The 26338-nt window shown below is 34.7% G+C and carries 18 protein-coding genes; 15 read left to right on the forward strand and 3 right to left on the reverse strand.

Annotation, left to right across the window (positions count from 1 at the left end):
• Window positions 1-69: 69 nt before the first annotated feature.
• The 10 genes from ITJ86_RS01920 (at window position 70) to ITJ86_RS01965 (ending at window position 16381) form a co-directional block, all read left to right on the forward strand.
• Window positions 70-522, forward strand: coding sequence for an OsmC family protein (locus ITJ86_RS01920; RefSeq protein ID WP_195869910.1), 453 nt, complete (start codon window positions 70-72; stop codon window positions 520-522).
• 9 nt (window positions 523-531) lie between these two features.
• Window positions 532-1539 carry an alpha/beta fold hydrolase gene (locus ITJ86_RS01925; RefSeq protein WP_195869911.1) on the forward strand — a complete coding sequence of 336 codons (1008 nt, stop codon included), beginning with the start codon at window positions 532-534 and terminating at the stop codon, window positions 1537-1539.
• A 156-nt stretch (window positions 1540-1695) separates the two neighbouring features.
• Window positions 1696-3420, forward strand: a complete 1725-nt coding sequence (locus ITJ86_RS01930; RefSeq protein ID WP_195869912.1) for a DUF885 domain-containing protein — start codon at window positions 1696-1698, stop codon at window positions 3418-3420.
• A 137-nt stretch (window positions 3421-3557) separates the two neighbouring features.
• On the forward strand, window positions 3558-8645 hold the full coding sequence (locus ITJ86_RS01935; protein WP_230080184.1) for a translocation/assembly module TamB domain-containing protein: 5088 nt from the start codon (window positions 3558-3560) through the stop codon (window positions 8643-8645).
• A gap of 35 nt (window positions 8646-8680) precedes the next feature.
• Entirely contained in the window at window positions 8681-10936 is a 2256-nt protein-coding gene (tamL, locus tag ITJ86_RS01940; RefSeq protein WP_195869913.1) for a translocation and assembly module lipoprotein TamL, read from the forward strand.
• Between the two features lie 196 nt (window positions 10937-11132).
• Entirely contained in the window at window positions 11133-11606 is a 474-nt protein-coding gene (locus tag ITJ86_RS01945) for a nucleoside deaminase (protein WP_195869914.1), read from the forward strand.
• Between the two features lie 12 nt (window positions 11607-11618).
• The gene (locus ITJ86_RS01950; RefSeq protein WP_195869915.1) at window positions 11619-12011 is read left to right on the forward strand and encodes a hypothetical protein; all 393 of its coding nucleotides are present in this window, start codon (window positions 11619-11621) and stop codon (window positions 12009-12011) included.
• A gap of 11 nt (window positions 12012-12022) precedes the next feature.
• The gene (locus ITJ86_RS01955) at window positions 12023-13435 is read left to right on the forward strand and encodes an FAD binding domain-containing protein (RefSeq protein WP_195869916.1); all 1413 of its coding nucleotides are present in this window, start codon (window positions 12023-12025) and stop codon (window positions 13433-13435) included.
• A complete protein-coding gene (locus ITJ86_RS01960) occupies window positions 13428-15758 on the forward strand; it encodes a xanthine dehydrogenase molybdopterin binding subunit (protein ID WP_230080185.1) in 2331 nt (776 codons plus the stop codon). The genes ITJ86_RS01955 and ITJ86_RS01960 overlap by 8 nt, the downstream gene beginning before the upstream one ends.
• Before the next feature lie 140 nt (window positions 15759-15898).
• Window positions 15899-16381 (forward strand): hypothetical protein, encoded by a 483-nt coding sequence (locus ITJ86_RS01965; protein WP_195869917.1) that lies wholly within the window; start codon window positions 15899-15901, stop codon window positions 16379-16381.
• A 337-nt stretch (window positions 16382-16718) separates the two neighbouring features.
• Here the strand turns inward: ITJ86_RS01965 and ITJ86_RS01970 are convergent, their stop codons facing one another.
• The 3 genes from ITJ86_RS01970 to xdhC form a co-directional block, all read right to left on the reverse strand.
• Window positions 16719-17216 (reverse strand): nucleoside-triphosphatase, encoded by a 498-nt coding sequence (locus ITJ86_RS01970; RefSeq protein ID WP_195869918.1) that lies wholly within the window; start codon window positions 17214-17216, stop codon window positions 16719-16721.
• A complete protein-coding gene (locus tag ITJ86_RS01975; RefSeq protein WP_195869919.1) occupies window positions 17213-18220 on the reverse strand; it encodes a hypothetical protein in 1008 nt (335 codons plus the stop codon). Before ITJ86_RS01975 ends, ITJ86_RS01970 begins: the two co-directional genes overlap by 4 nt.
• Before the next feature lie 181 nt (window positions 18221-18401).
• Window positions 18402-19178: a xanthine dehydrogenase accessory protein XdhC gene (gene xdhC / locus ITJ86_RS01980; RefSeq protein WP_195869920.1), complete on the reverse strand. Its 777-nt coding sequence runs from the start codon at window positions 19176-19178 to the stop codon at window positions 18402-18404.
• Window positions 19179-19361: 183 nt separating this feature from the next.
• On the opposite strand from xdhC, the gene ITJ86_RS01985 reads away from it, so the two are divergent.
• The 5 genes from ITJ86_RS01985 (at window position 19362) to ITJ86_RS02005 (ending at window position 26334) form a co-directional block, all read left to right on the forward strand.
• Window positions 19362-19697, forward strand: coding sequence for an arsenosugar biosynthesis-associated peroxidase-like protein (locus ITJ86_RS01985; RefSeq protein WP_195869921.1), 336 nt, complete (start codon window positions 19362-19364; stop codon window positions 19695-19697).
• A 56-nt stretch (window positions 19698-19753) separates the two neighbouring features.
• Window positions 19754-20809 (forward strand): arsenosugar biosynthesis radical SAM (seleno)protein ArsS, encoded by a 1056-nt coding sequence (gene arsS / locus ITJ86_RS01990; RefSeq protein ID WP_195869922.1) that lies wholly within the window; start codon window positions 19754-19756, stop codon window positions 20807-20809.
• Window positions 20810-20844: 35 nt separating this feature from the next.
• Window positions 20845-21525, forward strand: coding sequence for a TIGR04282 family arsenosugar biosynthesis glycosyltransferase (locus ITJ86_RS01995; RefSeq protein WP_195869923.1), 681 nt, complete (start codon window positions 20845-20847; stop codon window positions 21523-21525).
• An 89-nt stretch (window positions 21526-21614) separates the two neighbouring features.
• Entirely contained in the window at window positions 21615-24809 is a 3195-nt protein-coding gene (locus tag ITJ86_RS02000; protein ID WP_195869924.1) for a SusC/RagA family TonB-linked outer membrane protein, read from the forward strand.
• Between the two features lie 82 nt (window positions 24810-24891).
• On the forward strand, window positions 24892-26334 hold the full coding sequence (locus ITJ86_RS02005; RefSeq protein ID WP_195869925.1) for a SusD/RagB family nutrient-binding outer membrane lipoprotein: 1443 nt from the start codon (window positions 24892-24894) through the stop codon (window positions 26332-26334).
• Window positions 26335-26338: the final 4 nt, after the last annotated feature.

Genomic DNA, 26338 nt, shown 5'->3' on the forward strand with positions numbered 1-26338 from the left:
ATAGCTAAGTAGATGCCTTTGCGATAAAGGCGTCTACTTTAAATTTTCAAAATTAAAACAGACAAAACAATGAGTGATTTAAAATTCTCAGTTGTAGGAGATAGTGCTTCTGCAACTCAATTTATAGGAAAAACAAGACAATTTACTTTAGTCGTAGACGAACCAGAAGCTTTAGGAGGCACAGATGAAGATGCCAATCCTGTAGAATATATTTTAGCAGGATTTGCAGGTTGTGCCAATGTTGTAGGACATTTGGTTGCCAAAGAATTAGGCTTCACAATTAAAAGCTTAAAAATTGAAGTTTCGGGTGACATAAATCCAAATCGTTTTTTAGGTACTTCTACTGAAGAGCGCGCTGGTTTTAAAACTATAAACCTCAATCTAATTCCAGAAACTGATGCTAGTATTGAAGTGCTAACAAAGTGGCTTCAAATTGTAGAAGAACGTTGTCCTGTAAAAGATAATTTACAGAATAAAACACCTTTAAAAATTTCAGTAGAAAAAGAATATACAGCTATATAACTATTTGTAATGGCACATTTACACTATATAACATTAAACAATTACACAACCGAAAGTGGTAAGACAATCAATGCAAAATTGTCTTACCAAACTTTTGGTCAATCGTTACATTCTGCACCAATAATCTTAGTAAACCATGCACTTACAGGGAACTCTAATGTGATTGGCGAAAATGGTTGGTGGAACGATATGATAGGTAAAGAAAAATGTATAAACACAGCGGATTACACCATTTTATCGTTTAATATTTTAGGTAATGGTTTTGACAATATTCCTGAACATATTATTGAAAATTATAAAGATTTTACAGCAAGAGATATTGCAAAACTATTTGCTTTAGCGATAGAACAATTAGAAATAAAAGAATTATTCGCCGTTATTGGTGGCTCTGTTGGTGGTGGAATCGCATGGGAATTAGCCGCTTTAAAACCACGTTTAATTCAACATTTAATTCCTATAGCTACCGACTGGAAATCTACGGATTGGGTCATTGCCAACTGCCACATTCAAGACGCACTGTTAAATAATTCATCTCAAGCTTTAGCTGATGCAAGAATGCACGCTATGACCTTGTATCGCACACCAGAATCCTTGACTCAAAAGTTTGGACGCACTAAGAAAAACAACACACTTTATAATATTGAATCGTGGTTAAGTTATCATGGTGAGGCACTAGAAAGTCGTTTTCAGGTGGCAGCTTACAAACTGATGAATCAGATATTACGAACTATAGATATTACAAAAGATAGACCTGAATTTTTAGAGGTCGCTTCTAAAATTGAAAGCGATATTCATATCATAACTATTAATTCTGATTTATTCTTTAAAGCCGATGAAAACTGGAACACCTTTGTCGATTTAAAAAGCGTGAAAGAAAACGTCAATATCCATGAGATTAAATCCATACATGGTCATGATGCATTTTTGATTGAATTTGATCAATTAGCACGATTCTTAAAACCGATTTTTTCGAACCAACTGCAAAGTCAAAAAAAACTTGAACAGCAAGTGGCTTAAATTCAAAATTGCTAGAATTCCCAATCTATCTCGTATCTTTATAACGGTAACGGATTCGTAATTATTAATAAAAGCGAAAATATACACGTCGTATACTTTCTCTACCTTCTATTTTAGTAATTTATGACTCTAAAAAACAACCTTTATAAATCTTATATGAAATACCTCAGAGCATTATTAGTCGTTATGTGTTTAGGATTATTATCCTTTCAATCCCTTTCCGATTCCGATACTTTAAATGCGATTATTAAAACGTATGAAACAGAAAGAGAATACGACTTCAAACCTTTTGAATCTGTTGAAAACACCATTAAATATTATAAAGCTGAAGCTCTTTTTGCAGAAAACTTAAAAAAAGAACTTGAACAAATTTCAGACGACGAATTATCTGAATCCGAAAAAATTTCAAAAGAATTATTAGCCTTCGTATTACAAGATAAGATTGACACAAACACTTATAAAACCTATTTAAATACAATAACAAACGAGTATGCATTTCATTTACGATTAAATCGAATAGGAAACACAACCTTAAACACTAAAGAACAAATAAACAATTATTTAAAACGTCTCGATAATCTACCACAAACAGTTGATTACAATATCAGCCTTATGAGAGCTGCCATAAAGGAAGGTATGACACAACCTAGAGCTGTTTTTAATAATTATGAAATCACCTATGACAAACACATCGTTTCAGATGTTACAACCAGCGAATTTTATAAGCCATTTCTCAATTTACCAGAGTCTTTGCCGACCACTTTAAGAGATTCTATCATTAATGTTGCGAAAACGAGTGTTCAAAAAAATGCCATTGATCAATACAAAAAAATTAAGCGATTTTTTGAAGATGAATATTTCCCAAATACAAGACAAGAATTAGGTATTTCAAGTATTCCAGATGGTGAAGCATTTTATCAGAACAGAATTAACTTTTTTACAACCAGTAATGCATACACAGCAGATGATATTCACAAAATCGGCCTAAACGAAGTCGCAAGAATTAGAGCAGAAATGCAACAAATTATTGATGATTTAGAGTTTGAAGGCAACTTTGCCGATTTCATAGAATTCCTTAGAACAGACGAGCAGTTTCAACCAAAAACAGCTAAAGAACTAATGATGTTCGCAAGAGATATATCTAAGCGGATCGATGCTGAGCTTCCAAAATATTTTAAAACATTGCCTAGAAAACCTTATGGTGTTATTCCTGTACCTGAAGAGATTGCGCCTAACTACACTGCCGGACGATACGCCTCTTCGCGCAGCAGCACAACGGCAGGATTTTATTGGGTTAACACTTATAATTTACCAAGCAGAACCTTATACACCATACCAGCTTTAACAGCTCACGAGGCCGTTCCTGGACACCATTTACAAATTTCACTGAATAATGAATTACCTGAAACAATCCCTAAATTTAGACGAAATCTATATCTATCTGCTTATGGTGAAGGTTGGGGATTATATTCCGAATATTTAGTTGACGAAATGAATATTTACACAACACCTTACGAGAAATTCGGTCAATTAACGTACGAAATGTGGAGAGCCTGCCGACTTGTGGTTGACACAGGTGTTCATGCAAAGGGCTGGACAAGACAGCAAATGATTGACTATATGTCTGAAAACACAGCATTATCCATTCACGAAGTCACTACCGAAACGGATCGTTACATTTCATGGCCAGGACAAGCCATTTCTTATAAAATTGGTGAACTTAAAATCAGAGCATTAAGACAAAAAGCAGAAACCGAATTAGGTACATCATTTAATGTTCGCGACTTCCATAGCATCATTTTAGAAGAAGGCACAGTGACGCTGTCTATTCTTGAAAGACGTGTTAATACCTATATTGAAAACGCAATGAAAGCAAAATAAAGCGAATATGTTAACGCGTTATCAAAATGAAACTTGAATTAATCACCATCTCATTTTAGTTAAAAATGCATTTGAGAGCGTTAATATTATTAGCATTAAAGACAATAGTTATACTTTTACACGTATATATTTGACTATTGGATAAAATCGAAAACAAAAGACCTCAAACACCACAAAAACGACACTATCGTTGGCTTCGCAGAACCTTACGCGTACTGCTAGGCATTTTTGTGTTTTTGTTTTTAATGATTCTATTTGTGAGAAGTCCTTGGGGACAAGATATTATCGTCAACAAAGCGGTTAATTTCGTCTCTGACAAAACAGGAACAAAAGTAGCTATTGAAAAACTTTTTATAACCTTTGATGGTGATTTACAACTCGATGGTCTTTATCTAGAAGACACCAAAGGAGATACTTTAGTCTATTCCAATTCGCTTGAAGCCAACATTCCACTTTGGAAAATGATACAAGGCGAAGCCGTTGGTGTCGATGCCTTGGATTGGGATGGATTGCGTGCCAATGTAATTAGAAAAGATAGCGTTACCGGATATAATTTTCAGTTTTTAATTGATGCTTTTGCTTCAACCGATACCACGACCGTTGCTACAGACACCACTTCTACTCCACTAAACTTAGTGATTGGCAACTTAAATTTCAATAATTTCGATATTGTTTTCAATGATGCTGTTGCAGGAATTGATTCTAGATTTAAGATTGGAAACCTTCAAGCCCATATGGAAACCACCAATATTGAAGACATGATTTTTGAGGCGTCGGAAATTGAACTTAGTGATGCCAACATCAAGTTTGTTCAAAAACCTGTTGCGATAGATACAACCACTTCAGAGGCTTCTTTACCAAAACTTTCTTTTGAAAACTTAGCCTTAAACAATGTTAAAGCGTATTACGAATCTCAACCAGACAGACTCATTGCAGATGTTGATATTTCGGAATTTTCAACAGAAGTTCCAATAATAAATTTGAGTGATAGTGATTTCGACCTTAAGAATATTACCTTAAAAAATTCTAAAATTAGTTTAACGACAGAAGCTGAAATCAATGGCTTAACACAACAAATTGAAGAGGTATCAGAAAAGACAAAAACAGACATTACGACTTTTGAGTGGCCGCAACTGACAATTAATGTGGCTTCAATTGATTTTGAAAATAACCAGCTCGATTATCGTGTAGGAAATGCAAAACCTATAAAAGACATTTTTAATCCCAATGCCATTTCACTGGCAAACCTAACACTTCAGGCTAAAGATATTTTATTAAAGGATAAAAAAGCGACATTAAATTTAGAACAGTTTAATTTCAATGAAGCTTCAGGATTAAACTTAAACCAATTGGCTGTGAAATTCAACGCTACAGACCAAGACATGCATTTGGATGGATTAAACTTCAAACTAAATAACAATTCAATTTCGGGTGATGCAGAGCTCAACTACACATCACTTTCAAAATTAATAGAAGCACCAGAAACCACTAAGGTGAACTTAAATTTACCTGCATTTCAGTTGTCACTGACAGAAATTTTCAAGTTTCAACCCGATTTAAAAAACAACGAATACCTTAATAAATTAAGCAAAAAACTTGTTTTAGGACACTTAAATGCTTCAGGAACTTTAGCAGCTATCAAATTAAACAAAGCGGAACTCAATTGGGGAAATTCAACACAAATTTCCGCAAACGGTACCATTCAAAACGTCACAAACCCTGAATTGATTCAATTTGATATTCCACAATTTTCTGCAGTAACAAAACGATCAGATTTAATTCAATTTGTAGATGAAGCAGAATTAGGAGTCCATTTCCCAAATGACATCAAATTTATTGCGCAAGTAAATGGGAATCCTGAAGACATTTCCGCTAACGCAAAACTAACCACGTCACAAGGTGTGGCAACTGTTGATGGCCATTATAAAAATGAAGAAGACATTGCTTTTGATGCCGACGTTACTATTGACGATTACAAAATAAATGAATTGCTAAACAATCCGCAATTTGGAGGATTGAGTCTTATCATAAAATCGAAAGGAAGCGGTAAAAACATTAACACACTTAATGCCAACGTAGAAGCCAATATATCTGAATTTCAACTGAACAATTATGCCATTACAGATCTCAGTATTGATGGCGATATTGTTAATGGTTCTGGATCGATTAATTCAAATTACAAAGACGACAATCTGAATGCCAATTTAGAGACCTTCATTGTTTTAGATTCTATTAAACCTGAAATACAATTAAACCTCGATATTATTGGTGCCAATTTAGAAGCACTTGGTGTCATGCAGCGTAACGTTAAAACTGCTATGCATATTAATGCCAATTTTAAAGGCAACGCAGAGCACTTTGACGCAGATGCACTAATTGATGATGGCATTATAGTTTATGACAATAAAAGCTATTTAGTTGGTGATATAAAAGCGTTAGCTCATGTGGATAAAGACACTACATCAGTAGCGCTAAACAACAAAATCATAGATCTTAATTTAGAATCTAACACCAATCCGCAGACCTTTAGTAAAGCCATAAAAAGACATATTTTAAGCTATTTCTATAGAGATGAAAAGGTTTCAGATAGCATTACAGATTTTGTAAACTTAAAGCTTAAAGGGAAAATCTCAGAATCACCTCTACTCAACGATGTGTTTTTAGTAAATGTAAGAGATTTAGATACTATTGATATCGCCTTAGATTTCAAAGAAAAAGAACGGTTATTAAAAGCAAACATTACGGCTCCCTATTTTAATTACAGCGGAAACACCTTAGACAGCTTGGCGTTTTCAATGGATACAGACAAGGATAATTTCAACTTTAATTTAGGATTTCAAAACATAACGGCTGGCCCTTTAAATGTTCCTAAAACAATCATAAAAGGCCAACAATCAGATCATGAGCTCCTTCTAGATTTTTTAGGATATCATAACGACGAGCAGCTAATGAATGTCAGTACTAAAATATCAGGTAATCGTGATGAATTAAAATTCACCGTTAATCCCGATAGTCTAATTCTGAACAAAGAAACATGGACCATTCCAGATAACAATGAAGTTATTATTACTGATAAAAACCTTGAGTTTAACGCCTTCAAAATCACAAAAAACAACCAATCAATAGAACTTACTGATAAATTAGAAAATATTACGGAAAAACATATTGCAATAGCTTTTGAAAATTTTGATATCAACGAAGTTTTCAATTATTTAAACCCTAAAGCAGAATTAGCAACAGGTCAATTAAATGGTAATTTTATTGTTGAAGATCCCTTTGAAAACGCAGGTATTGTTGCCGATTTAAACATCGAAGAATTTCATACACTCCAAACAGATTTAGGCACGTTAAGTATCAATGGAAATTCGCTTGGTACTAACAGTTATGCATTTAACGCAGGCTTAAAAGGAGGAGACATTGATTTTGATCTTGTTGGTGATTACACCGTAAGTAACAGTATCGCTAATTTAGACTTGGATTTAGATATTAACGAATTTAAAATGAAAGCCCTCAACACGCTTTCTTTGGGTGAAATTAAAGAAACTGACGGCAGTTTTTCTGGTGCTTTTAAAGTTACAGGTACCACAACAGATCCTCAGTACGATGGGTTTTTAACATTTAACAATGCGAGTTTCAACGTTGCTAAACTCAACACAAAATTTACGATGGCAGATGAAAAGCTAAACGTAAACAACGCAGGACTTTCAATGACCAATTTCACCATTAGTGATGAAAACAATAATGATTTAGTGTTTTCTGGAAAAATAGGGACAGAAAGTTTTGTAAACCCAACGTTCGACTTAAGTGTAAAAGCCACTAATTTTCAAGTATTAAATGCCACAAAAGAAGATAACGAAACCTTTTATGGTAAAGCGAGTTTTAATGCCAACGCAAAACTTACTGGAGATTTACAGATCCCAAAACTAGATGCTAAACTCACCTTAGGGTCAGACACTAATATTACTTATGTTATGCCATCGTCAATGGCAAGTATTGAAGAACGCGAAGGTGTTGTTGTTTTTGTAAATCGTGAAAATCCTGATGCGATTCTCACCCAAACCGAAGAACAAACCGCTACAATTAAAGGTTTTGATATTTCTTCTGAAATTATTATTGATAAAAATGCAGCCGTCACAGTTGTCTTAGATGAAGAAACTGGTGATAATTTTAAAGCTTCGGGCGAAGGGAATCTCATTTTTACAATGGCACCAAATGGTCGTATTTCGCTTACCGGATCTTACGAAATTTCAGATGGTCATTACGAACTTAATTTGTATAATTTAGTTAATAGAAGATTTTTAATTGCACCAGGAAGTCGTGTTACTTGGTCTGGTGACCCTTTTGATGCCGAACTCGATGTACGCGCCATTTACAATTTAGAAACCTCCGCTACTGGTCTTATGGCATCGCAGATTTCAGGTTCTGATCCATCGGTTCAAAATAAATATAAACAAGTTTTACCATTTAATGTCTATCTTAATATTGATGGTGAATTATTGCAACCTAAGATTTCTTTTGGCTTAGATATGCCTGAAGAAGAACAAGGTGCAATTAGCGGCCAAGTTTATAGCAGAGTGCAACAAGTTAACCAACAAGAAGGTGAGTTAAATAGGCAAGTATTTTCACTATTAGTCTTAAACCGTTTTTATCCAGACTCCGGAAGTGATGGTAGTTCTGGTGGATTTGCAACGATTGCACGAGATAATTTAAACGATGCGGTTTCAGACCAATTGAATGCATTTTCAGATAAATTGTTAGGTGGTTCTGGTATTGAACTCGATTTTGGCTTAAATAGCTACACCGACTATCAAGGAGACGCTCCAACAGACCGTACACAATTAGATATTGCCGCACAAAAAAAACTATTTAATGATAGGTTAACCGTTAGAGTTGGTAGCGAAGTAGATATACAAGGCAGCAGCAGTACAGGTGAGGAAGCACCACTAATTGGTAATGTTAGCTTAGAATATACCCTTACAGAAGACGGAAGATATCGTTTAAAAGGCTTTAGAAAAAGTGAATTTGAAAATGTTATTGATGGTCAAACGATTGTCAGTGGCATTAGTTTAATTTTCACACAAGAATTCAACCAATTTAGTGAACTTTGGGATGCAATTATCATGGCTAGAAAAGCGAAACGTGAAGCCGAAAAAGAAGCAGCTGAAAACGAACTTGACACCAAAGAAGAAACGACAAATAAAAGCATAGAACAGAAAAAGGACTAAACTTGAAACGATTTTTAAAACATAGTGTTTATTTAATGTGCTTCGGAATAGTGTTGTACTCGTGTAGTATAACAAAATACATTCCTGAAGACGAAAAACTATATACAGGTGCCAAAATTGAAATTGATGCAGATTCTTCAGTGACGACTGTTAAAGACTTAAAAACAGAACTAGAATCAGTGCTAAGACCAGAACCTAACTCTAAGTTTTTAGGTATGTATTTGGGACTTTATTACCATTACAAAGGACAAAAGGAAAACCCTGGATTCATTAATCGCTGGTTAAATAAAAAATTAGGTAAAAAACCCATTTATCAATCTGATATAAAACCTTTTGAAGTTGAAGACATTTTAATAAATCGATTAGAAAACAAAGGCTACTTCTTCAGTACAGCTACTTCAGCCTTTGAAGAAGAAGAAACAAAAGCTTCTGTTGCGTATAACGTAAAAATTGCTCAACCATATAAAATGGCAAATTACCAATTGGATTCCATGCCTTCACCAATGTACGAAGAGGTGCAAAAAGAAGTTAAAAAATCACCATTTCAAAACGGTTCGTATTTTGACTTGTCTCACATGAAGTTAGAGCGTCAACGTATCGATCAAGAATTAAAGAAAAGAGGGTATTATAACCTGAATCCAGATTTTTTCATATTTGAAGCCGACACCAATCAATATGATAATAAACGGTTCAATTTATTCTTAAAACTGAAGGCGGAAGTTCCTAAGAAAGCAACAATTCCATACCAAGTTAAAACGATTAATGTTTTCCCAAATTACGATCTACAAGATTCCACATTCAATACAAAGGAACGGTTTCAAAATAAAAATTATTACCAAGACACCTTATTTATTAAACCCAAACATCTCGATAGATATATTACACTAAAAGAAGATGATTTTTACGATCCTTTAGCTTCAAAAAATACAGCAAGACGCTTGTCAACTATAGGAGCTTACAAATATGTAAACATTCAGTATAAAGAAATCGACACCTTACAAACAGATAGTTTGGGTGTTCTCGAAGCTAATATTTTCTTATCGCCTTTAACTAAAAGGGCATTCCGAGCCGAGTTACAAGCCGTAACGAAATCTAATAATTTTACAGGTCCAAATTTAGCTTTAACCTATAGTAACAGAAATCTTTTTAAAGGAGGTGAAACCCTAAACATCAGCACAAATGTTGGTTACGAAACGCAATTTAGAAGTGGTGACAATTCGGGACTTAGCAGTTTGGAATTAGGCTTAAAAAGTGAAATTATTTTTCCACGCGTAATTTTCCCCTATACCTTTAACGAAAATTTCTTCGAATATTCCATTCCAAAAACAAAAACGAGTGTTGGTGTCAATTATTTACGTCGTAGTAAATTATACACCCTTTTATCAGGAAACGCTCTTTTTGGGTATTCATGGAATGCTAATCGGTATATCACCTACGAGTTTAATCCTATTTCTGTTAATTATACGCAACTTATAAAAACCTCAACAGAATTTGAAAATATTTTAGACGAGAACCCTTTTTTAAAGCAAAGTTTCGATCAGCAATTTATTTCAGGAATGACCTTTTCATTTACGTATAACGAAATGGTAGATGCTAACGATCCGCACCAATTTTATATGAATACCACGCTCGATGTGGCAGGAAATTCAATTAGTCTTTTCGGTAAAGATCCAGAAGTCTCAGGTGAACCAAAAACATTCCTAGGTTTGCAATATGCTCAGTATGCTAAAGCAGATATGGACTTAAGGTTTCACCTCAATTTCGGAAAAGACAAAGCACAAACTATTGCAACCCGATTATTTGCAGGTTATGGCATGCCATATGGAAATTCTGAAGTGATTCCTTATGTGAAACAGTATTTTTCTGGCGGACCATACAGCGTAAGAGCCTTTAGAATCCGTTCATTAGGACCAGGAACTTACAACGAAGAAACTGATGAAAGTAGTGACGGCACTTACTTTGACCAAACCGGAAACGTACGACTAGAGGCCAATGTAGAATATCGTTTTCCACTCTTTTCATTCTTTAAAGGAGCCATTTTTGCCGATGCAGGAAACGTGTGGAACTCAAAAGCAAATCCTACGTTTAATGGTGAAGACAAGTTTACCTCAAATTTTATAAATGAATTAGGAATGGGAACAGGAATCGGCTTACATATCGATGTCCAAGGTTTTGTAATTCGTTTTGATCTGGCAGCACCATTTCACGATCCGTCTGAAGACCAAAGCAAACGATGGGACTTTAAAGTAGATGAACCTGTACTTAATTTTGCTATTGGGTATTCGTTTTGAGTTATTGAAAAATAAGTTTTTTATTTAGTATTCTATATACACAGCCTGGTTCTTTTTTCGTATTTTCTCTCACCTCTAATTTCTCATCTCTAATTTCCTATCTCTTCGCTCTTGGCTTTTAAAATGAATCCATTTTCATTCTATTCTCAAAAATTTAATACCTTTATTCAAAACTAAAAATAGACACAAATTATATATGAACAATAAAGAACAATTCATGAAAGAAGCAGTTAATGCTGCTCTTAAAGGAATGAATAACAACGAAGGCGGCCCATTTGGTTGCGTCATCGTAAAAGACGGAAAAATTGTAGGACGAGGCAACAACAAAGTCACCTCAACCAACGACCCAACAGCACATGCAGAAGTATCTGCGATTAGAGATGCTTGTAAGAACTTAGATTCATTTCAGCTAGAAGGCTGCGAAATCTACACCTCTTGCGAACCTTGCCCAATGTGTTTAGGCGCCATTTATTGGGCACGACCAGACAAAGTTTATTATGGAAGTAACCAAGTAGATGCGGCAAATATTGGCTTTGATGATGAGTTTATTTATAAAGAAATCCCCTTACCTTACGAGAAACGAAGTATCCCTTTTGAACAATTAGCAAGAGAAGTTGCTTTAGAGCCTTTTCAGGAATGGAGTAAGAAGGTGGATAAGACGCAATACTAATTATTGATATTTTTGAAAAACACCTTATCTTTAATATTACTTATACTGCTTTGTTTTACATCATGTGAATCAAAAGCAAAATACACGGATTATGAGGAATCTGACTTTTATGAAGTTCAAGGTGTAATCATTTCCGCTGTGCAAAATGATAATTACTTTGACAGCTCTCTAGTAAAAAATATAAGTTTCAACTATTTCTTAGACCGCGAAATTCCAAAAACAGGAATAGAGAAGAATCTAGAAATTTTTGAAGCTAAAAAAGGTTACCCTTTAATTGTTCTTGTGCACAAAGAAAATGAGAATATTAGCTTTTATGGCCGAGTTGGTATTCTAGATAGTATAAATGAAAAAGAAAAGGTATTTCTCAGTAAACATTTTCAAGAAGAAATCGAAAAACTGAATTAAAATTAAAACTATTGATAACCTTCATCCTAAATAACAAAACCATAAAAACACCAGAAAACTCTGGTATGACCTTATTGGATTTTGTTCGCTATCAACAACGCCTCACAGGCACCAAAATTGGTTGTCGTGAAGGCGATTGTGGTGCTTGTACTGTTTTGGTAGGCACATTAAACACCAAAGGCATTTTAGAATACCAAAGCATCACCTCTTGTATTTCGCCATTAGGAAACGCACACGGCAAACACATTGTAACGGTTGAAGGCACAAATCTAAACGACAAGTTAACCACTGCACAAGAAGCCATGAAATCCAATTACGCCACACAATGTGGTTTTTGCACACCTGGTTTTGTAGTGGCTTTAACCGGTTTTGCATTGTCTAATTCTGAAAACAATTACAGTACTGCTTTAGATGCCATAAGCGGAAATATTTGTAGATGCACAGGTTATAAATCTATTGAAAAAGCGGCGCATCAAGTCGTTGAAAAGCTTGAAAACAAAAATACAAACTCAATAAATTGGTTGATTGAAAATGAATTTATTCCTCAATATTTTGAAACCATTCCGCAACGTTTAAAAGCCATTGAAATTAAAGATTTAAATCAACCCAAAGGAAAATACATTTCTGGAGGAACAGATTTATATGTGCAACAAGCCGATAATTTAACCAATAATTCTGTGCATCTCATTGCAGAAAAGGATTACCTAAAGGGCATAACTATTGAAAACGATATTTGCACCATCGGAACCAATACAACCGTTTCAGATTTATGGAATCATTCGGAATTGAACAACTATTTCCCAAACTTAAAAAAGCATTTAAAACTCGTGTCTTCTGAACAGATTAGAAACATGGCATCTTTAGGTGGCAACTTTGTGAATGCATCACCAATTGGAGACATGACCATTTTCTTTTTAGCGTTGAATAGCGATATTACAATTACTGATAAAGACGAAAAAGAACGTACTATTGCTCTTAAAAATTTCTATCAAGATTATAAAACTTACGATTTAAAAGACGGCGAACTTCTAAAAAACATCAGTTTTAAGCTACCCAACAAAAGCACATTTTTCAATTTTGAAAAAGTTTGTAAACGCACCCATTTAGATATTGCGAGTGTGAATTCGGCGATTCATATATTAGTTGAAAATGAAATGATTTCAGAAGCACATATTGCTATTGGAGGAGTTGCTGCCATTCCAAAATATTTACATGAAACCTCTAAATTTTTAACAGGAAAATCATTGACTTCAGAAACTATTTTGGAAGCCAACGATATACTTCAAAATGAGATTGCACCAATTTCTGATGTTCGTGGCACCAGCGACTATAAACGCTTATTAGCACGACAATTATTCTTCGCGCATTTTACAGAAGTATTCCCTAAGCAATTCACATTAAAAGACTTTATTCAACATGCATAAAAACAAATCACATAACACGTTGAATTCTGAATTGGATGCGGTTTCCAAAGCATTAAAGAAGAGCATTAAAAACTTAGATTCTTACACGCATGTTCGTGGAGAATCGCTTTATGTTGATGATGTAAATATTAGACAAGGGACGTTTCACGCCGTGGTTTTTGATTCACCAAAAGCACATGGGAAAATAAAACATATCGACTACTCAAAAGCTGAAGCTTTAGAAGGTGTAGAACGCATCTTGACTTATAAAGATATTCCTGGCGAAAATGAAATCGGAGGCATCATTGCAGACGAACCTTTATTCGCAGAATACGACGTCCATTTCTGGGGAATGCCAATCGCATTAATCGTGGCAGAATCAGAATTTATTGCTCGAAAAGCTCGAGGTTTAATTGACATTGACATAGAAGAACTTCCCGTTATCACCACTGCAAAAGAAGCTAAGGCAAAAGGTAGTTTTATAAATGCTCCTCGATCATTCAGTTTAGGTAATACTGAAAAAGCATTTGCGGATTGCGACTATATTTTTGAAGGAGAAACCTTTTCCAACGGACAAGAACATTTATACATTGAAGCGCAAGGAGCATATGCAGAACCTTTAGAAAATGGTAATATAAAAATCACATCATCCACGCAAGGCCCAACCGCTGTACAAGCCACTACCGCTAGAGTTTTAGGCTTAGCGATGCATAAAATTGAAATAGATGTGACGCGTCTTGGTGGTGGATTTGGTGGTAAAGAGGATCAAGCCACACCTTGGGCTGTGATGGCTGCTTTGGCAACTTATCATTTAAATCAATCCGTAAAACTAGTACTGAATCGCCATGATGATTTACGCATGACAGGTAAACGACATCCTTACGAAAGTTCGTATAAAATCGGCTTATCTAAAGACTTAAAGATTTTGGCTTATGAAGCGGAATTTCTTCAAAATTCTGGTGCAGCAGCCGATTTATCGCCAGCCATTGCCGAGCGTACTTTGTTTCATGCCACAAATAGTTATTTTGTTCCCAACGTCACCACAAAAGTGTTGAGTTGCAAAACCAACTTACCACCAAACACAGCCTTTAGAGGTTTTGGCGGACCACAAGGGATGTTTGTGATTGAATCTGCCATTGCAAAAGCGGCAAGTGAGATTGGTGTGTCGTCGAAAGCGATTCAAGAAGCTAATTTATTAGATGAAAATGATACGTTTTCGTATGGTCAAATTGCAAAATTGGTTGAAGCTAAAAACTCTTGGAATTCGGCAAAATCATTATTTAATAGTGAAGGATTAGAACGTGAAATTGAAACCTTTAATCAGAACAATTCAAATTTCAAAAAAGGCATCGCGTTTATGCCGATTTGTTTCGGGATTTCGTTTACCAACACACCAATGAATCATGCACGTGCTTTGGTTCATATTTATTTGGATGGAAGTGTTGGTGTAAGCACAGCTGCTGTTGAAATGGGACAAGGCGTCAACACCAAAATGATGCAAATTGCAGCACAAGTATTTTCAATTCCAATTGAAAAAATAAAAATTGAAACCACCAATACCACAAGAGTTGCCAATACCTCGCCTTCTGCGGCAAGTTCTACTGCAGATTTGAATGGAAAAGCAACCTTAATGGCTTGTAATTCACTTTTAGAACGTTTGAAGAAAGTCGCATCAGAAGACTTAAACGTTTCAGAAAACGAGATTTCATTACAAGATGAATTTGTTTATATCAATGCTAAAAAATCAGAATTATCTTGGACAGAGCTCATTAGTAAAACCATGTTAAAACGTGTGGCTTTAACTGAAAATGCACATTATGCCACGCCAGAAATCCACTTTGATAAAACCAAAGAAAAAGGACACCCTTTTGCATACCATGTCTACGGCACAGCAATTACAACGGTGACTGTAGATTGCACACGTGGCACTTACGAATTTGATTCTGTGAAGATTGTTCACGATTACGGTAAAAGCATGAGTGAAGGTATCGATTTAGGACAGGTTGAAGGTGCTTTAATACAAGGTATCGGCTGGATGACTTTGGAAGAAATCGCCTATAACGACGACGGCAAATTATTATCGAATGCCTTATCAACTTACAAAGTTCCAGATTTATTTTCAGTGCCTAAAGTTGTTGAAACTATTCCTTTAGAAACAAAAGGACATGATTTAGCCATTTTAAAATCTAAGGCCGTTGGCGAACCTCCTTTAATGTATGGGATTGGAGCGTATTTTGCGCTTCAGAATGCTATAAAAGCCTTCAACCCGAATTATAATATGAAGTTTCATGCACCAATGACAGCTGAAAAGGTTTTGATGGGATTGTATGAGGATTCAAAATAAAAACAAACGTCAGTTCGAGTGATTTGAGGAACGAAAATTGTATCGAGAACCAATTGAACTAAATTCTTATTCTCGATACAAATTTCACTCATTTAAATCGTAAAATCCACTCGAATTGACGAATTTAATAAGAACAATAATTGCATTACAAAAAACAAAACATCATAAAAGGTGCACTAATTTACAGTGCAGGCGACTCTATTGCTGCACTTTTATTAGGTGAATTTTCCATATATCGTTTAGTAGGAATGATGTTCATTGGTGCTACATTCTACGCATTTGAAATCCCTAATTATTTTGATTGGATTGTAAAAAAGACAGCTGCTCTAAAAGGCATTAAAGCCACATTGAGTAAAACAATTTTGGCAATTGCCTATTTTAATCCACTGTGGATTGCCAGACATTTACTGTTTATTCAGTTATTTTCAGGTCAGTTTTCTGACATTAACTTAAGTCTTTTGGAAATTGCTTTTTGGTCGTTTTTGGTCAATATTCCTATTTCGTTTGTCGCGAATTATATTATTCAAAATCGATTTAAGATGAAGTGGCGATTTTTGGGAAGTGCTGTTTTCTCTGCTTTAATGGCGATTTATTATGCGATGAGTGAGACGCTTTTTTCTTGACAAATTCCTGCAAAAGCAGGAATCTCATAAATGGGAACAAAATTACTATCGCACCTATCCAATCAGGTTTTTTAGAACCTGACAGGTATAAAAGCAAATTAGCAGCAATTTTTTTAAAATTCGTATCAGGACAACACCCAACAAATAGATTATAGCCTCTTGTTTTACCAGATCTGCTAGGTTTGAAAAACCTGATAAGTCTAATATAGTGAATCCGGATATTTCTAGTGAGTATATTAACTTTACCACATCATAATATTACAAATGAGATTGTATGATGAGGAACTAATGCAACGCGCCTATTCCAGACCTGTCAGGTTTTTGAAACCTAACAGGACTATGTCAGTAATTCTAAATCTTCTTTGGTTATAATTCTATGTTCAGTTATTGAATAATGCTTCAAAACAGCATCAACTAAATAATCTCTAACAACAAGAATTAAGTGACTGTTTTCATTATTCTCAAATTCAGGAATCAACCTTTCAGCTGACACATGTAAACCTTCATTCTTTAATTCAAGTTTTCCTAGTTCATCAATAATTAGATATTTATTTACCGCTTCAAAAGGATTCGAAATTAAAAATTCATTCGCTTCAACAAAAGCAGATTTCAAAAATTTAAAGGGTCCTATTTCAATGATGTCTTCATTTTTGTTTTCAAGTTCAGTTTCAACTTCAAATTCAAATTCTTTTTTTGATTTTACTTTCAAAAAATAGCGCTTTCCATTGTCATTGTCTGGACTTAACAAACCATCAACATCATGCCTGGTGCCAACCCATTTTTTTAAAGCTGTCGTTTTCCCAGAACGAATTGTTCCTGTTAAGATATAAATCATTCTGAAACCACTTTAAAATGAATGCAATTAGAGATGCTATTGGCCATAAAATACTGAAATCTGGTATAGCCTTTTAAGTGTTTTGTTTCTTTCCAAGTGTACGAGATAATTTGTCTGAAATAGGGAAACAAATCCATAGCATTAGTAATTTCCTCTTGGTACTTAGATTCTTTTTTATGAAGGTATTTCCGAACGATTTTCAATAACAAAGGACCTATGACCAAATACCACAGCATTAAAATCAAGAAACTTCGCAACACGATGTAAATTGCCTTTTCCCAACCAAAAAGAGGACCACCATACAATGATAATCCCAACACAATTAACGCTACTGTAATCAACCAAATCCAAATAACTTTGGTTTTAAAAGTTACTTTTTTAGCTTTATTTTTAACCAATGTAGTTTCTAATTCAAGAGAAAAATCTTTTTCCTTTTTATTAGCAATGATGGTCATGATGTTTTTAATAAATACTCCTGCCATAACACCACAAACACCATAAACCAACAGGTATAAGCTTACTAAAAATGTTGAAGTAGAAGTATTTGATATAAAATTCAATTTTTGCTGAACCCAAGCGCCATAAATATTTACAGCTTCCCATAATTCCGTACCATAAACAATGGTGAGAATAATTAATTTTTGAAGGGCAGATTCCAAAAACGTCACCATGCCTAAAACCATTAGCGTTAATCCTTTCCAAGAAAAATTGGAAAACAAAAAAGCACCAACAATAGCTTGAAAACTAACAGCCACATAAGCTCCAAAAGGCGAATACGGGCTTACTGCCATTTTAATAATTAAGACAATGACCAACGCTTTAAAGATGGATTGCCATTTATTTTCTGCATAATAGGCGATTAAGCTTATGAGTAAAATGGATACTCCTCCAACAATTAATCCTGTGAATGGTGAGTTAAACACATGTAGAAATCCACCTAAACCTGACTCGTTTAGTGCCCAAAGCGCTGTAAGTTTATCTATTATGGATTTGTTGTTTTTCATCTTTAGTTCCTGCGAAAGCAGGAATCTGTTTTAAATTTCATTAAAAAACACCCCTAAAGTCCCCTTAAGGGGACAATTCTTACGTTCAACTTTCAGGTGAAATTTCATTTTCATTATTCGCGATTGTCAAAAATTTAATTTAAAAACTCAAAGCCTAATTTCACTCGTATAACTATTGCTTTTATTCTGTAACTTTATAATGCACCTGCAGTAATTGCGCCACCACACTAATGGCTATTTCCTTTGGTGTATCACCTCCGATATCTAATCCTATTGGACAAACCACATTGGTCATACCTTCGGCAATATGCATCTCTTTAATTAACATGTTATTGAAACGTACTTTTTTCGTTTTGCTACCTATTAGACCTAAGAATTTTGTTTCGTTTTGCAACGCCATGGTTATAATATCAAAATCGATAGCGTGATTATGTGTTAATACTAAAACGTAACAATTGCTTCCCCATTTCACAGGATCTTTAAAGGTCTTGAAATTAGTTTCGGTGGCTTGATGCGTGGTTACACTGTTATCTAATTCTAGATTAGAAAACCAATTGTCGCGAGAATCGATAAGGTTCACTTTAAATGGTGTGTCGATCAACAATTTGGTAATTTCAATGCCGATATGTCCTGCTCCAAACAAAAATAATTCAGGAGATTGATTCATAGGTTCAATAATAAATTCAACTTTTCCTCCGCAACATTGTTCAAATTCTGGACCTAAAGTATACGTGGATTCTATAATTTTATTTTCTTTTAAAGCGATTATCGCTTCATCTATCGCTTTAAATTCAAGCTTACCTCCTCCAATGGTTCCATGAATATCTTTATCCTCTGTCACTAACATACGCGAACCCACCACACAAGGTGTTGACCCTAAACACTTAGTCACCGTTATAAAAGCGACAGGTATTTGCTTTTGTTTAAATTCAGAAAGTAATTCAATCCAGTTATGCATTCCTAATAATAAAAAAAAAAGAGAATTTAAAAATAAGGATTTTTGATTTAAATGATCTTCTATTTTTAAAAACTAGCCTCAAACCTTTTAATAGAAATCAATCTTTTAAAATTTTCTGTAATCTTTAAGATTTAACTTCGACTTAATCATTATATTGATTTTTCTAAATCAAAAAATAATTTTATGTCAAAACCATATTACGATGCTGCGGATTTACGCAAGTTTGGAAAAATTACCGAATGGAGTGAAGAATTAGGAACTAAATTCTTTGACTATTACGGAAAAGTATTTGAAGAAGGTGCTTTAACCGCTCGTGAAAAATCACTAATCGCCCTAGCTGTAGCGCATACAGAACAATGTCCTTATTGTATTGATGCTTACACAAAAGATTCACTGCAAAGAGGTGTAACTAAAGAAGAAATGATGGAAGCGATCCATGTTGGTGCTGCCATAAAAAGTGGTGCTACTTTAGTACATGGTGTACAAATGATGAATAAAGTCAACAAATTAGACGGTTAGGCATAAAACCTCAACCGTATTAATTTCGTAAGAATTACAAACAAGAGAAACGATTAATGGCAACAAAGTCCCTAAAAAAACTCGGAAACGATTTAGCGCAAAGCAATAAACAAATAGAAATACTCTCTAATGGTATCTTTAAAACTGGTGAATTACCAACCTTTAAAGATAAAATTTCTGAAACGAGTCAATTTCCAATTAAAGCAAAAAAGCTAGAGATTCTACAGATTAATGTTGGCTACATGTGCAACCAAGTTTGCGATCATTGCCACGTTGATGCTGGGCCAGACCGAAAGGAAATTATGACCAGAGACACCATGAGACAATGTCTTGAGGTGATTAAAAACTCAGGTGCACATACTTTAGATTTAACAGGTGGAGCCCCAGAAATGAATCCGGACTTTAGATGGTTTGTAGAAGAAGCCGCTAAAGTTGGTATTAAAGATTTCATTGTACGTTCTAACCTAACTATTATTAGAGCTAACAAAAAATATTACGACCTACCAGATTTCTTTAAAAAACACAATGTGCACGTGGTAAGTTCTATGCCACACTGGACGCGTGGAAAAACAGATAAACAACGTGGTGATGGTGTTTTTGATAAATCGATAAAAGCCTTACAAGAACTAAATGCTGTGGGTTACGGAATGCCTGATTCTGACCTGAGACTAGATTTAGTTTACAATCCGTCTGGAGCCTTTTTACCAGGTGATCAAGAGGCTATGGAAAAGGATTTTAAAAAGGCCTTAATGGAAGATTTCGGAATTGAATTTCACAATCTATTTGCCATTACAAATTTACCGATTGCACGATTTTTAGATTATTTAATCGCTTCAGAAAACTACGAAGATTACATGTATTCTTTGGTCGAAGCTTATAATCCGTCTGCTGTGGAAAACGTCATGTGTACGAACACCTTATCGATTAGTTGGGACGGCTATTTATTTGATTGTGATTTTAATCAGATGCTAGAATTACCCGTAAATAGCAAATCCAGACATGTTTCTGATTTTAACGAAGAGTTATTAGAAGGACGTAACATCGTTATTTCTCAACACTGCTATGGTTGCACTGCCGGCGCAGGAAGTAGTTGTCAGGGTATTGTAGCATAAATCAATTAATATTTCTGCCTTTGCAGGAATGAAATATGAATAATAAAACCGCCATATTAATCTTTGCAAATTCTGCAGAAAAACAATTGATATCAAAATCAATTGCTTCTTCTGACTTCTTTAATTTGCTTGATTCTGACACTGTAAAAACAGTAAAAAAAGCCGGTTTACCTTATTTTCATTTTTCCGAAAAAGCGCAAATAGGACATTCATTTGGCGAGCGTTTTACTAATGCCATTGAAACCATTTTTAATAAAGGATTTCAAAATGTGATTACACTAGGTAATGACATTCCCAACCTTACCGCTAATCTTATAGTTAAAGCCAAAAATAAATTAGAAAATTCAGATTATGTTTTAGGACCTTCAACTGATGGAGGTTTCTATTTAATGGGTTTTAAAAAAGCACATTTTAATAAAACAGACATCCAAAATTTACCTTGGCAAACGTCTCATTTACAACGTTGTTTACATCATGAATTGCAACAGCAAAACGAAAGTATTTCTTATTTAGAAACACTAACAGATATTGATGATACGTCAGATATAGAACTCATCTTAAAAAGTTTTAAGTCTTTAGATTTCAAGATTAGAAAACTACTTTTAAAAATTCTAAAAAAAGTAAAAACAATTGCAATAGTCGCTTCTGTTTTTCATGGCAGAACCGTTTTTAAAAGACATTATAATAAAGGCTCACCTATTTTACTTCATATTTAAAATTGGGTTTTAATTTCATTAATTCCTTAGAATTTTTCAGTCAAATAATCTCACATTTTAAAAACCGCCACAGATTTTGTGGTCTACATATGAAGCACATTTACTTATGCTTACTGCTATGCTTTTGCTTTTTCAGTAATGCTCAAATAACCATTACAGGTACGGTTACAGAAGCCAGTTCTAGGACACCTTTGCCTTTTGTAAACATTTCATCTAACAACGGCAATGGAACAACGTCAAATGATGACGGCACCTATTCCATAATAGTTAACTCAACTACAGATAAACTTACCTTCTCATTTTTAGGCTTTAAATCGCAAACTATTGATATTGGAAATCAAACCATTATTAATATTGAATTACAAGAAGATTCTGCTGCTTTAGATGAAGTTGTCATTACCGCTTTAGGTCTTGAGCGAGATACCCGAGAATTAGGTTACGCTGTGCAAGCCATTTCTTCTAAAAAACTAACGGAAGTAAAAACAGTAAATTTTCTAGATAATTTACAAGGCAAATTAGCAGGAGTAACCGTAACACAAGGCGCAACAGGTGTTGGTTCCTCTTCCAAAATCACGATTAGAGGCGAAGCTTCTTTTTCTAATAACAACCCTTTATTTGTCGTTGATGGTGTACCAATTAACAACGAAACCGTTTTTAATTTCACTAATGAAGCTGCTGCCGGATTTCAAGAAATTGATTTTGGTAATGGCGGTATGGAAGTGAATCCAGATGATATTGGTTCCGTTACGGTTTTAAAAGGGCCAAGCGCTGCTGCACTATACGGCACTAGAGCGTCTAATGGTGTTATTGTTATTGAAACCAAAAACGGAAAAAACAAAAGAGGTTTAGGTATTAGTTTTAATTCTTCTCTTTTTGTGGAAACAGCATTTAGATTACCTGATTTTCAAAATTCTTATGGTCAAGGTAATTCTGGTCAGTTTGAATATGTAGACGGCTTAGGTGGTGGCATAAATGACAACATCACCTATTCTTGGGGACCACGTTTAGACACCGGTTTGTTAATTCCTCAGTTTGATAGTCCTGTACAATTAGCTAACGGTTCTTTTGTTCGTGGTGGAGACACAGCATTGTATGATGGCTTAGACATCACAGCAATCCCTTTTACATCAAATCCAGATAACTTAAAGGATTTTTACGAAACTGGTATTACAACTATTAATAACATATCGGTTTCTAATGGATTTGATACTGGTAATTATAGATTATCGTTTACCGATTTAAGAAGTGAATCAATTATTCCTGGTGTTAATTTAGACCGACAAACCATTTCTGCTAAGTTAAACTTTCAACCGAGTGAACATACTGAAATCAATTCGTCGTTTAGTTATATAAATTCTAACAGTGACAACAGACCTTCAAATGGTTACGGCAGTGAAAACGCAAATTATTCACTTGTTGCTTGGGGTCCACGTTCTTTAAATATTCAAAATTTAAAAAACTATTGGCAACCTGGATTAGAAGGCACACAACAATACTCATTTAACTATACTTTTTTTGATAATCCGTATTTCATATTAAATGAAAACACCAATGCCTTTAATCGCGACCGTATTTTTGGGAACATTTCCATTACACAAGAACTGACTAAAAACTTAAGTATTTCCTTAAGAACAGGAATGGATTATTCTACAGAAAAACGTCAATTACGTCGTGCTTACAGTAGCAACCGTTTTAGTAATGGCGCATACGCAGAACACGATGTGATGTTTAGAGAAGTGAATACCGATTTTTTAATCAACTATAAAAATCAGTTTAATAACTTTTCAGTGGATGTGTTTTTAGGTGGAAATAGATTGAATCAAACCGCAACCACCAATCAATCACAAACAGTGAGTTTGGCACAACCAGGAATCTTTAATTTAAATAATGCAGCTTCACCTATTGAAACATTTCAGTTTGAAAGCGAAAAGCGAATTAATTCATTTTACGGTATTACAAAATTAGGCTATAAAGATTATTTATTTTTAGATATTACAGGTCGAAATGATTGGTCTAGTGCTTTAGCTACACCTTTTTCTGTGGACGGAACCTCGTTCTTCTACCCTTCTATGTCTTCAAGTTTTATATTATCTAATGTCGCGGAATTACCTCATATCATTTCATTTGCAAAACTTAGAGCAAGTGTGGCGCAAGTTGGAAACGATACAAGTGCTTACCAAACTTCTGGTGCTTTTGTATCGCAAATACCTTACAATAGCGAACCTACCTTTAGCGACCAAGATTTTATTCCAAATGCCAATTTAAAACCAGAACGCACTACGTCGTATGAGTTTGGTACAGATTTACGATTTTTAGACAATAGACTACGCTTAGATTTTACCTATTACAACGCCAATACAGAAGACCAGATTATTTCATTACCCGTTGCCATCTCTTCAGGTTATAACCAACAAGTGGTTAATGGCGGAAAAGTAAATACACAAGGTATCGAAATTATATTAGGCATAACACCTATACAAACGGATAATTTTAACTGGAATACCACATTTAACTTCGCCACTAATCGCTCTGTGATTACAGATTTACCACAATCCGACGGCAGATTAACATTAGCTTACAGTCGAATTTATGACAGCGCAAACCAAACCGTTTGGTTTCAAGTAGAAGAAGGTGGACGAGTTGGTGATTTCTACGGAACAGGGTATCAAAAAAATGATAATGGCGAATTTTTAATTGATGATAATGGTAACTATATCGCAGATGATAATTTAAAAAAATTAGGGAATTATAATCCAGATTTCACTTTAGGATGGAGTAATAATTTCAATTATAAAAATTGGAATATGAGCTTTTTATTCGATTGGCGACAAGGAGGAGAAGTGGTTTCTAGAACACGAGCTTTAGGAAATGTTGGCGGCCAACTTGCCGAGACCAGTTACAGACCAGATGCAGGAATTATTGCTCAAGGTGTTAATCTAAATACAGGACAAACAAACACCGTTGCCATTACGGCAGAAAGCTATTACCGACAATTTTACGATAGAAATCATGAAGAGAATAATGTTTATGACGCTTCCTTTTTAAAACTACGCCAATTTTCAGTTGGTTATACTTTTGACATTAAAGATGGCTTTTTAGGATTAAAAGAAGGTGCTGACATCAGTATCTCTATCGTTGGAAATAACTTATTTGCTTTCACAGAAAATCCACATTTTGACCCAGAACAATTAGCCGTTCAAGGCAATGGATTTGTAAGTGGTGTTGAAGATATGAGTTATGCGACCACACGAAGTATTGGTTTTAAAGCCGGATTTAACTTCTAGTTCTCAAGACAATGAGAATCTCAAGAAGAGAAAATAAAAGAATAAAGTTCCCTTTTTCAAGGGAATGAAAATAAAATTTTAAATGAAAAAAATCACATACATACTTTCAGTTTTATTTATTGCAACAACACTGAGTTGTACTAAAGATTTTGAAGACATCAACACCAACCCCAATTCACCAAGTTCTGTACAGCCAAGTTTGTTACTGAGACAAGTGATTTACGATTTTGGCGAAAACATGAGTTATGAAGGTTTTGTTGCTGGCGATTTATTAGCCCAACACAGAACTGCTTTAGATTTTAATTTATTTGATAGACACGCGCTAAAATCACCACAATTAGGTGGCAACCCTTGGCCTATTTTTTACACCAATTTAAGAGATAACGAGATTATCTTAAACCAATCGCAAACCGTTGAAACCTTTGCTGTTTACGAAGGTCCTGCATTGATCTTAAAAGCCTACATGGCAGCAGGATTAACCGATTTATTTGGTGATGTGCCTTATTTTGAAGCGTTCAACGGTGTTGCCGGAACCGTTACACCTGCATACGATTCTCAAGAAGACATCTACCTCAATGAAAACGGAATTTTAGACAATTTAGATAAAGGCATTGCGGCTATCGAAGGATATTCTGATGTTATTCCGTTAGAAGGTGATATTTTATTTGATGGCGATTTAAACGCTTGGATTCGTTTTGCAAACGCATTAAAAATTAAACACCTAGTTCGTGTTTCAAACAAAGTAGATGTTTCAAATCAATTGCAAACCTTATATGCTGAAGGTAATTATATCACTTCAAACAGTGAGAATGCTATTTTCAATTTTACAAACACAGACCCAAATAGTTTTAGGTTAGCACAATTACGTGTTGGAGATTTTAACAATTTTGTATTGTCAGAAACCATGGAAGACATTCTGGTTAGCCTAAATGACACGAGACTTTCAAGTTTATTCCGTCCGTTTTCAAATTCAAGCACTAATGAATTCAATGGTTTATTAAACGGTATTGATGCGGCTTCTACTTCAATTGCTTTGGCGGATTATTCTTTAGCAAGTGCAGCTTTCAGAGAAGACACTTCAACTTTAGATGCTAATTTTATTACCGCTTGGGAAGTGCATTTTGCCTTAGCAGAAGCTGCAACCAAAGGCCTAATCAACGCAGATGCACAAACCTTATACGAAACCGGAGTCACCTTAGCTTTTGAATATTGGAACACAGAGTTACCTACAGATTACCTTTCTGGTCCTGCTGCTTATAATGCTGTTGGGGCAAATCCGATGGAACAAATTTTAACACAGAAATGGATAGCCAATGTCATTAATGGTTACGAAGGTTGGATAGAATACAGAAGAACAGGTTTCCCACAATTGCAAACTATTTCAGCAAGTTTAAACAATGATTTAATTCCAATAAGAATGCCTTATCCTGCGGAAGAAGAAGCTTTAAATTTTGAAAATTACAGTGTTGCAGCAACCGCAACAGAAAACAACAGTATAAACGTCCCAGTTTGGTGGAACGAATAAACAT

The organism is Winogradskyella marina (assembly GCF_015645385.1).
Taxonomy (GTDB): Bacteria; Bacteroidota; Bacteroidia; order Flavobacteriales; family Flavobacteriaceae; genus Winogradskyella; species Winogradskyella marina.

Coding starts and splice junctions, on each gene's coding strand:
- ITJ86_RS01975 (WP_195869919.1), bottom strand. CDS start 18,220: ATGAAAAACAACAAATCCATAATAGATAAACTTACAGCGCTTTGGGCA.
- ITJ86_RS01930 (WP_195869912.1), top strand. CDS start 1,696: ATGAAATACCTCAGAGCATTATTAGTCGTTATGTGTTTAGGATTATTA.
- ITJ86_RS01920 (WP_195869910.1), top strand. CDS start 70: ATGAGTGATTTAAAATTCTCAGTTGTAGGAGATAGTGCTTCTGCAACT.
- ITJ86_RS01985 (WP_195869921.1), top strand. CDS start 19,362: ATGTCAAAACCATATTACGATGCTGCGGATTTACGCAAGTTTGGAAAA.
- ITJ86_RS01970 (WP_195869918.1), bottom strand. CDS start 17,216: ATGATTTATATCTTAACAGGAACAATTCGTTCTGGGAAAACGACAGCT.
- arsS (WP_195869922.1), top strand. CDS start 19,754: ATGGCAACAAAGTCCCTAAAAAAACTCGGAAACGATTTAGCGCAAAGC.
- ITJ86_RS01960 (WP_230080185.1), top strand. CDS start 13,428: ATGCATAAAAACAAATCACATAACACGTTGAATTCTGAATTGGATGCG.
- ITJ86_RS02000 (WP_195869924.1), top strand. CDS start 21,615: ATGAAGCACATTTACTTATGCTTACTGCTATGCTTTTGCTTTTTCAGT.
- ITJ86_RS01995 (WP_195869923.1), top strand. CDS start 20,845: ATGAATAATAAAACCGCCATATTAATCTTTGCAAATTCTGCAGAAAAA.
- ITJ86_RS01945 (WP_195869914.1), top strand. CDS start 11,133: ATGAACAATAAAGAACAATTCATGAAAGAAGCAGTTAATGCTGCTCTT.
- ITJ86_RS02005 (WP_195869925.1), top strand. CDS start 24,892: ATGAAAAAAATCACATACATACTTTCAGTTTTATTTATTGCAACAACA.
- tamL (WP_195869913.1), top strand. CDS start 8,681: ATGTGCTTCGGAATAGTGTTGTACTCGTGTAGTATAACAAAATACATT.
- xdhC (WP_195869920.1), bottom strand. CDS start 19,178: ATGCATAACTGGATTGAATTACTTTCTGAATTTAAACAAAAGCAAATA.
- ITJ86_RS01925 (WP_195869911.1), top strand. CDS start 532: ATGGCACATTTACACTATATAACATTAAACAATTACACAACCGAAAGT.